Source organism: Stenotrophomonas sp. S39, from assembly GCF_016624665.1.
In the GTDB taxonomy this organism is placed as follows: Bacteria; Pseudomonadota; Gammaproteobacteria; order Xanthomonadales; family Xanthomonadaceae; genus Stenotrophomonas.
In genome coordinates this window covers 23643-32758 of sequence record NZ_JACVTT010000052.1, presented here as the reverse complement: position 1 = coordinate 32758, position 9116 = coordinate 23643, and the positions used below count along the sequence as shown (strand labels likewise).

The following is a 9116-nucleotide window of genomic DNA, read 5'->3' as shown; positions in this document are numbered from 1 at the left end:
TTGTTGCGGTGTCCCGGCGCGGTTGGGTGTGGCCCCCCCCCGGGCCCCCCACACTCCAAAGCGGGTCAGCCGAACGGCAGCTCTGCCGCCACGCAGGCGGCACTGATCGCTGCACACGCGTCTTCAATCGCAGGCGTTGTGGCTGCCAGCCGCGGGCGCCGGTCCAGCGTGCAGGCCAGGCCGACATCCAGCAGGGTGGCGTGCGCGCCCTGCAGCGCACGTGCGGTGTCTTCGGGCAGGAATCCTGCCACCGCCAGTGCGTCGATCAACGACGGCGTGTCGCGCGGCTCCAGCAGCGCCGCCACCTGCGCACTGCGTGCCAGCACGCCAGTCTGCAACAGGAATTCCAGATCCACCACGCCACCGGCGCCCTGCTTCAGGTCCAGGCGCGCGGCATCGCTGCGGTCCAGTTCGGTGCGCATGCGCCCGCGCATCTTCAGTACGTCGGCATACAGCGTGGCGTGGTCGCGTTCGCGGCCCAGCGTCTGTGCGCGCACCTGTTCGAAATCGGCCAGCAGGCTGGCATCGCCGGCCACGCCGCGCGCGCGCACCAGGGCCTGGTGTTCCCAGGTCCAGGCGCGCTCGCGCTGGTAGTCGGTGTAGCTGGCCAGCGAGGACACCAGCGATCCCTTGCCGCCATCCGGGCGCAGGCGCACGTCGATGTCGTACAGGCGGCCGGCGGCGGTGACCGCGCCCAGCAGGGCCATCACCTTCTGCGCCAGGCGCGCGTACCAGCGGCCCGGCTCCAGCGGGCGGGCGCCATCGCTGGCTTCCACGCCGGCCGGATGGTCGTGCAGGAACACCAGGTCCAGATCAGAACCGAAGCCCAGCTCCAGCCCACCCAGGCTGCCGTAGCCGATGATCGCGAAGCGCCCGCCCGGCACGGCACCGTGCGCGGCCTGCATGTCCGCCTCGGCCAGCTTGAGCACGGTGATGACCACCGCCTGCGCCAGCTCGGCCAGCTGGCGGGTGCTTTCCACCGCGCCCTGGCGACCATCCAGCGTGGCCATCGCCATGCGGAAGCTGAGGGCAAGCCGCGTTTCATTGAGCCAGCGCAGCTGCGATTCGGGATCCTCCACCGGCAGCACCTGCTGGCATTCGGCCAGCATGCCGGCGAAGTCGGGCATCGGCCCGGACACGCGCACGTCCAGCAGTTCGTCCAGCAGCAGGGGGTACGCCGCCAGGCGTTCGGCCAGCAGCGCGCTGCGCGCCAGCACGTCCACCAGCCGCGCCAGGGCGCTGGGTTGCTCATCCAGCAGCGCCAGGTAGCTGGTTCGGCGCAGCACGGCCTGCAACAGGCCCAGCACGCGCTTGAGTGCGGCATCGGGCTGCGGCGAGCGCGTGGCCGCATGCAGCAGCGCCGGCAGCACGCGATCCAGGCGCGCGCGCGCGGCATCGGACAGTGACTTCACGCCGGTGCCCTGGGCGAAATCACGCAGCGACTGGTCGGCGCCGTTGGCATCGAGGAAACCGGCTTCGGCCAGCAGTTCGGCGTTGCTGCCGTCGGGCAGGCTGCGCCAGTAGCTGGCCAGCGCATCGGGGGCGGCCTGGCCCTTGCGCGGGGCCAGCAGCGCGGCGAATTCGGTGCTGACCCGCTGCTGCTGCACGGCCAGGGCCGCGCGCAGTTCATCCCAATCGCCATAGCCCAGGCCGAGGGCGATGCGCTGGCGGTCCAGCGGGTCGCTGGGCAGCACGTGGGTCTGCGCGTCGCGCAGCATCTGCAGGCGGTTTTCCAGGCGGCGCAGGAACAGGTAGGCCTCGCGCAGCGCGGCACCATCGTCCGCTGCAATCTGGCCGGCGTTGACCAGCGCCTGCAGGGCCACCAGCAGGCGGCGCTCGCGCAGCACCGGCTCGCGCCCGGCGCGGATCAGCTGCAGGGCCTGGCAGAGGAATTCGATCTCGCGGATGCCGCCGGCGCCGCGCTTGATGTCTTCGTGCAGTTCGCGGCGGGCGACCTCGGCGGTGATCGCCGCCTTCATCTCGCGCAGGCCGTCGAGCGCGGTGAAATCCAGGTAGCGGCGGTAAACGAACGGGCGCAGGGTCTGCAGCCACGCTTCGCCGGCGGCGATATCACCGGCCACCGCGCGCGCCTTCAGCCAGGCATAGCGTTCCCAGTCGCGGCCCTCGCGCTGGAAGTACTGGTCCATCGCCGCGAACGACAGCGCGACACGGCCGGCACTGCCGAACGGGCGCAGGCGCAGGTCGACGCGGTGGCTGAAGCCATCGACGGTGGTGTCGTCCAGCAGCTTGGCCAGGCGCTGGCCGAGGCGGGCGAAGTATTCCTCGGCGGCCAGCGGGCGCGGGCCGTCGGATTCACCACCCTGCGGGTAGGCGTAGACCAGGTCGATATCGGAACTGAAGTTGAGCTCGCCACCGCCCAGCTTGCCCAGCCCGAACACCACCAGCTGCATGGGCTGGCCGTGGTCATCGCGGATGACCCCGTGGCGCTGGGCGAATTCCTGCTGCAGGGCCTCCAGCGCCAGGCGCAGGCAGTCCTCGGCCAGAGTGGTGGCGCCGGCCAGGGTCTGCGGCACGTCATCCAGGCCGGCCAGATCGCGCCAGACCAGGCGGGTGGACATGGCCGCACGCCAGCGCCGCAGCTGCGCCGGCCAGTCGCTGGGCTGCTGCGGGTCGAGCACCGGCGCCGGCAGCGGCGGGCAGCCCGGCTGCGCCAGGTGGGCCAGCAGCGCCGGCTGGCGCACGAGGGTGTCCAGGGCGAAGTCGCTGGCCACCGCCAGGCGCGCCAGTGGCGGCTGCAGCTCGGCGGGGATGGGCCCGGGCAGGACGTGGGCCAGGCGCGCCAGGGCGCGGTCGACCAGGGGCTGCAGGGTGGCGGGCAATTCAGCGGGGGCGAGGGTCATGGGTCGATTGTATCGACCCGGCTGGGGCGCAACGGACCCGGTAGTGCCGGCCGCTGGCCGGCAGGGGTGCGCAGGTTGCCGGTTGCGGGTTGCCGGCCAGCGGCCGGCACTACCGATAGAGCATGCCCGTATTCAGTTTGGGCATCAGGCTATAAAAAAGCCCGCTTGCAGCGAACTGCCAGCGGGCTCTGCTCCCTCCCCCACGTCGGGATGCAGGGCCATCCTGCGGGCTGCGGAAGGACATTGCACGCTGCACTGCAAAACAGAACTGGTGGGTATGGTAGCCCGCAGCCCGGAAAAGCCATTCCACGAAGGTAGAACGCCCCGTACGCCGGGGGATGGCCGATAATCGGGAATCCCCCCTGAAACACGTGTCGTCATGTCTGTTGATCGCATCGCCAACGCGCGTCTCCGTGACCGCGTGGTCTCCGCCGAGGCCGCAGCCGCGCTGATCCAGCCCGGTGAAACCGTCGCCATGAGTGGCTTCACTGGTTCCGGCTACCCCAAGGCCGTTCCCGTGGAACTGGCGCGCCGCATCGAGACGGTGCACGCCCAGGGCCTGCCCTTCCAGATCAAGCTGATGACCGGCGCTTCCACCGCGCCGGAACTCGATGGTGCGCTGGCCAAGGCCGATGGCATCGCCATGCGCATGCCGTTCCAGAGCGACCCGGATGCGCGCAACCGCATCAACGAGGGCAAGCTGGATTACATCGACATCCACCTCAGCCACGTCGCCCAGCACGTCTGGTTCGGCTTCTACGGCGAGATCGATACCGCGGTGATCGAAGTCTCGGCCATCCGCGAGGACGGTTCGCTGGTGCCCTCCACTTCGGTGGGCAACAACAAGACCTGGCTGGACCTGGCCAAGAAGGTGATCGTCGAGGTCAACGAATGGCAGCCGGCCGGCGTCGACGGCATGCATGACATCTACTACGGCACCGCGCTGCCGCCGCACCGCAAGCCGATTCCGCTGGTGAACGCCAACGACCGCATCGGCGATACCGCGCTGCGCTGCGACCCGGACAAGATCGTGGCGGTGGTGCGCACCAACGGCCCGGACCGCAACAGCCCCTTCAGCCCCATCGATGCGACCAGCGAGCAGATCGCCTCGCACCTGATCGAGTTCCTCAAGCACGAGGTGAAGAAGGGCCGCCTGCCGCCGAACCTGCTGCCGCTGCAGTCGGGCGTGGGCAATATTCCCAACGCGGTGCTGGCGGGCCTGGCCAAGAGCGGTTTCCGCGATCTGGCCGCGTTCACCGAAGTCATCCAGGACGGCATGCTCGACCTGCTGCGCGACGGCGTGCTGAGCTATGCCTCGTGCACCGGCTTCGCGCTGAGCCCGCAGGCCAACGAGACGTTCAAGGAGCACATCGATTTCTACCGCGAACGCATCATCATGCGCACGCAGGAAATCTCCAACCACCCGGAACTGGTGCGCCGCCTGGGCTGCATCGGCATGAACGGCATGATCGAGGTGGACATCTACGGCAACGTCAATTCGACGCACGTGATGGGCACGCGGATCATGAACGGCATCGGCGGTTCGGGTGACTTCGCCCGCAATGGTTTCCTGTCGGCCTTCCTCAGCCCGTCCACGGCGAAGAACGGCACGATTTCGGCGATTACGCCGATGGTGAGCCATGTCGATCACACCGAGCACGACGTGTCGGTGATCGTGACCGAACAGGGCCTGGCCGACCTGCGTGGGCTGACCCCGCGCAAGCGTGCGCAGGTGCTGATCGACAACTGCGCGCACCCGGATTTCCGCCCGCAGCTGCAGGATTACTTCGACCGTGCCAGCCGCGAAAGCTACGGCAAGCACACCCCGCACCTGCTGCCCGAAGCGCTGTCGTGGCACCAGCGTTGGCTGGATACCGGCACGATGAAGGGCTGAGACCCGGTTCCGGGGAGCCGAGCATGGGCTCGGCTCTACAGGTTGTAGAGCCGAGCCCATGCTCGGCTCCACACGGTATGGATCACGCGATACGCAGCGCCGCCAGCGATTCGGCCTGCAGCCGCTCGTAGATCTCGAACTCGTCGTTCACCGCCACGCCCATCGCCTGCTCGAACGCTTCGCGGTTGGCGTGCGCGGCATAGGCACGCTGCTCTTCGCCGCCCAGGTTGGACTGGAAGATGCCCGCGGCGCTGACCGGCAGGAAATCCTCGTAGACGATCGGATCGGCCGTGGCCAGGCCGGCGGCCACCAGCACTTCGGCCGGCAGATCGGCCACGCGTTCCGGCGCGGCGCGGCCGGCCTCGGTCAGCTGGTAACGGTAATAGCCCAGCCCTTCCTGGCGCAGGGTGTCGTGGTCATCGGGGAAGCTGGCGAACACCGCCTGCAGGCGCTGGCCGTAATCACCGCCGGTGCTGCCTTCGCCGCCGGCATCGCGGGCCTGCGACAACAGCTGGTCGTACAGCGCGCGGCCCTTCGGGGTCAGGGCCAGGCCACGCTGCTCGATCTCGCCGAAGCGCGCGGTATGCGTGCCGGCAGCGCCGCCTTCACCGCCCGGGAAATGCACGGCCTCTTCCAGCGCCTTGAAGCTGGTCTGCCGCAGCAGGATCGGGCAGGCGCGGCGCGGCGGGCCTTCGATGACCGCTTTGGCCGCCATGCCGTGCTCGATCATCGCCGCCTGAGCGGCATCGATATCCAGCGTGCGCGGGGTGAGGTGGTTGATGTGCGGGCCACGGAAGCTGACCACGTCGGCCACCAGCCGGTGCGCATCGTGCAGCGCGTGGTAGGTGGGCAGGTCGACCGTGGCATCACCATGCCAGCGGAAGGTTTCCAGTGCCTCGGCAACGAAGCGCTCGGCATCGGCCTGCGACAGGCCACCCGCACGCTCGGCCTGGTCGATCAGCGCCAGCGCGCCCTCGGTGAAGATGCGGCGGCGTTCGAGGATGCGCGCGGACTCGGCGCGCAGGGTTTCGTCCTCGATCAGCTCCAGCCGCAGCAGCGAGGTGAACACGCGGAACGGGTTCTGCGCCAGCGCCGCGCCGGTGAGCGGGCGGAAGGCCGTGGAATGCACCGGCACGCCCGCCACCGACAGGTCGTAGTAGGCGACCGGGAACATGCCCATCACCGCGAACAGGCGGCGCAGCGTGGCCAGCTCCTGCGCGGTGCCGACGCGGATCGCGCCGTGGCGCTCTTCGTCCAGGCGTGCGCGCTCATCGTTGCGCTGCAGCTGCGCGGCCAGCGCCGGGTCCTGGGCAAGCACCTGTGCGTTGATCCGCTCCACCAGTTCCACCAGCGTGCCGTACAGCGGCACTTCGGTGCGGTACATGCGGGACATGGCCTGGGCGAACAGGCGGCGTATCACATCAGGCGAAACGAAAGAGGCGCTCATCAGTCACTCGAATGCGGGAACGGGGAACGGCAAGGGCCGTATTGTCGCCGCCGCTCGCCGGGAACACCATCGGTAGCGGCCGGGGGCGGCCCGCGGGGGGGGGGGCGGCCCCCGGGGGCGGCCGCCGGGCGCCAACCCCCCGGCCCCCCCCGGCCCCCCCCCCCCGGACTCCGGGGCCGCGCGTCGCGCTCGCCGGGCATGGCCCGGCGCTACCGCTTGAGCTGGCGCTTCAAAGTGGCATCGAGGGTGATCGGCCGGTCCCAGTGCTCGTAGCTGGCCACGATGGCGTGGCGCACCGCGCGGACATGCAAATTGTCCGGCTTCACCGGCATCCGCGTGACCACCGCCTCCCAGCCCCCTTCCGGGTTCTGGCTGAAGGCACGCACGCTGTCGCGGCAGGTCTGGCCGCTGGCCTTGGCCCAGAAGCAGGCGAAGTAGATATCGCCGGCCTGCCAGCCGTGGGTGGTGAACAGCGCGCTGACATAACCGCGCGGCACGTTGGCGTAGCGCGATACCTCATCGAGGAAGGCATCGGGGTAACGCTCGGCGTAGTGGTTGATGTCCTGCAGCTGGGCATCCAGCCAACGGTCACCGGTTTCCACCGTGTAGGCCGCCGAACGTTCGGCGGTCTGCTGGGCCAGCACGGTGGCTGGCGCCAGCAACAGGAGCGACAGCAGCAGGGTCGGAAAGCGCTTCATGCCCCGATTCTGCCGCAGCCGCCGGGCCCTGTCAGGCCGCTGCAGCGGCCTTGGCCTCGATCGCGGCCAACGCGGCCGGCCAATCCCAGGCGGTATCGGCGGTGACCATGCGCGGTTCGTCGTCGGCCACGCCATGCTGGGTTTCATGCGCCCAGGTGACCGCGTACGGGGTGTGGATGCCCCAGCCGCCGAGGGTGACCACCGGCTCGATATCCGAGCGCAGCGAGTTGCCGACCATCACGAACTGCTGCATCGGCAGATCGAATTCGGCCAGCACGCGGGCGTAGGTTTCCGGGTCCTTTTCCGAGACGATCTCGATGCGCGGGAACAGCTCGCGCAGGTTGGCCACGTTGATCTTGGCTTCCTGGTGGAACAGATCGCCCTTGGTGATCAGCACCACCGGGTACTGCTCGGCGATGGCCGCCACCGATTCGCGCACGCCCTCGATCAGCTCGACCGGGTGGCGCAGGGTGTCATGGCCGATGTCCAGCATGCGCTGGATGTCCTTGGCGTCGATGCGCTGGCCGGTGATGTCGATGGCCGCTTCGATCATCGACAGGACCATGCCCTTCACCCCATAGCCGAACACGGCCAGGTTGCGCTGCTGCACTTCCAGCAGGTGGCGGGCGGTCTGGGTGTCGTGCACGTCGACGTAGCGCGACAGCAGGTCCAGGTATTCCTGCTCGGCCTTGCGGTAGTAGTCCTCGCTCTTCCACAGCGTGTCGTCACCGTCAAAACCGACCAGGCCGATGGCGCGCGAGCGCGCAGGCGTGGAGGCGTTCATGCGACAAGGATACAGCGCTGGCGAAGGCAACAAAAACCCGGGCGGCCAACGCCGCCCGGGCCCCATGCACCGGTTGCCCCGAACGCAACCGGATCCGTTCAAACGGTTCTGGTCAGGCGGCGATCAGTTGCCACCGCCGGCACCGGCACCCGCCTGCTGGGCGGCCACGAACGCCTTGTACTCGTCGGCGCTCAGTTCGCCGTCCTTGTTGGTGTCGGCCTGGTCGAACACCTGGGCCAGGCCCGCGTTCACCTGTGCCTCGGACTTGCTGATGGTGCCGTTGCCATCGGTATCGATGCTGGCCCACGTCTGGCCGCCGCCACTGGCCTGTGCCTGCGCCGATGCAGCCGCACTGGAGGCCTGGTCAGCTGCCTGGCCCGCCTGGGCTGCCGACTGCTGGGCCTGCGCCGCCTGATTCTGTGCCTGGGCTGCCTGCTGCTGGGCGGTCTGCGCCATGGCCGGGACGGCCAGCACACTACCGGCGGCAACGATCAGGGCGAGCAGGGGCTTGCGGTTGCGAATAGTCATCAGGTGGATCTCCTTTGGGTGGTGGAGCGCGGGGTGTTGTCTCCGCACGGCACCTACCCTGCCACCGCGTTTCTGAATCGATTTTGGGCTGCAACCGGCGTGCATACACCCCATTAACCACTCGCCACGGCGCATGGTTTAGCGCGGTGGTTAGGGCGAAGTGAGCGGTCCATAAGGTGCACATTCAGCGCGGCCGGATTTAACCGGCACGCAACGAAAAACCTGCGTCAATCGACGTTCTGCGCAGATGACCGCGAACTGAACAAGAGCCATCCCAATGCAACACCGGAGAGCGCGCCAGCGATTTCCAGCACCACGCGGCTGCCCAGTTCGTTGGGGTCGTGGATGGTGGAGAGGAAGATGCGCGCATACAGCGGTGATTCCAGCCGCACGATGCCCATGTAGAACAGCTTCCACATGTCGATGCCGGCGGAGATGGCCACCGCGAACACGCAGGCCCAGCCGATGGCATGGCCCATGGACCAGCGGAACACGCGGCACAGGTGATGCCAGAGGAAGTACACCAGCAGCCCGACCAGCAGGGCGATGGCACCGGCTTCGAGCGAGCCGAGCAGGCCGAAGTGCAGCGGAAGGTTCATGCGGGTGGGCAGTTGGGAGGCGGTAGTGAGTGTAAGGGTATCGGCAGGGCTTGCAGCCCTGCACCTGCAGAAGCCAGAGCCGAAGCAACAGCAAAAAGCTGACATTCCGTGGGATGGCGGGGCACTGTGGGTGGGTGCCGACCGTTGGTCGGCACATCTGTCAGATATCGAATGAATTCATCCACGCATGGCGTGGATCTACTGGGGCGCGGCTGTTGGTGGGTGCCGACCGTTGGTCGGCACATCTGTCAGATATCGATTTTCAGAATGAGATCGGATCCCGTGCCGACCAACGGTCGGCACCC

General features: G+C 68.5%; 7 protein-coding genes. 1 reads left to right on the top strand and 6 read right to left on the bottom strand.

Annotated elements, in window-relative coordinates; genetic code table 11:
• Nucleotides 1–65 precede the first annotated feature (65 nt).
• Entirely contained in the window at nt 66–2861 is a 2796-nt protein-coding gene (gene glnE, locus IAE41_RS14025) for a bifunctional [glutamate--ammonia ligase]-adenylyl-L-tyrosine phosphorylase/[glutamate--ammonia-ligase] adenylyltransferase (protein ID WP_200733534.1), read from the bottom strand.
• A gap of 379 nt (nt 2862–3240) precedes the next feature.
• Between glnE and IAE41_RS14020 the strand changes: the two genes are divergently transcribed.
• Nucleotides 3241–4755 (top strand): acetyl-CoA hydrolase/transferase family protein, encoded by a 1515-nt coding sequence (locus IAE41_RS14020; RefSeq protein ID WP_079220400.1) that lies wholly within the window; start codon nt 3241–3243, stop codon nt 4753–4755.
• Nucleotides 4756–4837: 82 nt separating this feature from the next.
• On the opposite strand, the gene IAE41_RS14015 is transcribed toward IAE41_RS14020, so the two are convergent.
• The 5 genes from IAE41_RS14015 to IAE41_RS13995 form a co-directional block, all read right to left on the bottom strand.
• A complete protein-coding gene (locus tag IAE41_RS14015) occupies nt 4838–6202 on the bottom strand; it encodes a VOC family protein (protein ID WP_200733533.1) in 1365 nt (454 codons plus the stop codon).
• Between the two features lie 209 nt (nt 6203–6411).
• Nucleotides 6412–6900 (bottom strand): hypothetical protein, encoded by a 489-nt coding sequence (locus IAE41_RS14010; RefSeq protein WP_200733532.1) that lies wholly within the window; start codon nt 6898–6900, stop codon nt 6412–6414.
• Nucleotides 6901–6931: 31 nt separating this feature from the next.
• Nucleotides 6932–7684, bottom strand: coding sequence for an HAD family hydrolase (locus tag IAE41_RS14005; protein ID WP_200733531.1), 753 nt, complete (start codon nt 7682–7684; stop codon nt 6932–6934).
• 123 nt (nt 7685–7807) lie between these two features.
• A complete protein-coding gene (locus IAE41_RS14000; protein WP_079220396.1) occupies nt 7808–8212 on the bottom strand; it encodes an EF-hand domain-containing protein in 405 nt (134 codons plus the stop codon).
• A 227-nt stretch (nt 8213–8439) separates the two neighbouring features.
• Nucleotides 8440–8811, bottom strand: a complete 372-nt coding sequence (locus IAE41_RS13995) for a hypothetical protein (RefSeq protein WP_108745791.1) — start codon at nt 8809–8811, stop codon at nt 8440–8442.
• Nucleotides 8812–9116 lie beyond the last annotated feature (305 nt).

What these genes read in the sequence shown, in the direction of transcription:
- glnE (WP_200733534.1), bottom strand. Translation starts at nt 2,861, where the DNA reads ATGACCCTCGCCCCCGCTGAATTGCCCGCCACCCTGCAGCCCCTGGTC.
- IAE41_RS14020 (WP_079220400.1), top strand. Translation starts at nt 3,241, where the DNA reads ATGTCTGTTGATCGCATCGCCAACGCGCGTCTCCGTGACCGCGTGGTC.
- IAE41_RS14015 (WP_200733533.1), bottom strand. Translation starts at nt 6,202, where the DNA reads ATGAGCGCCTCTTTCGTTTCGCCTGATGTGATACGCCGCCTGTTCGCC.
- IAE41_RS14010 (WP_200733532.1), bottom strand. Translation starts at nt 6,900, where the DNA reads ATGAAGCGCTTTCCGACCCTGCTGCTGTCGCTCCTGTTGCTGGCGCCA.
- IAE41_RS14005 (WP_200733531.1), bottom strand. Translation starts at nt 7,684, where the DNA reads ATGAACGCCTCCACGCCTGCGCGCTCGCGCGCCATCGGCCTGGTCGGT.
- IAE41_RS14000 (WP_079220396.1), bottom strand. Translation starts at nt 8,212, where the DNA reads ATGACTATTCGCAACCGCAAGCCCCTGCTCGCCCTGATCGTTGCCGCC.
- IAE41_RS13995 (WP_108745791.1), bottom strand. Translation starts at nt 8,811, where the DNA reads ATGAACCTTCCGCTGCACTTCGGCCTGCTCGGCTCGCTCGAAGCCGGT.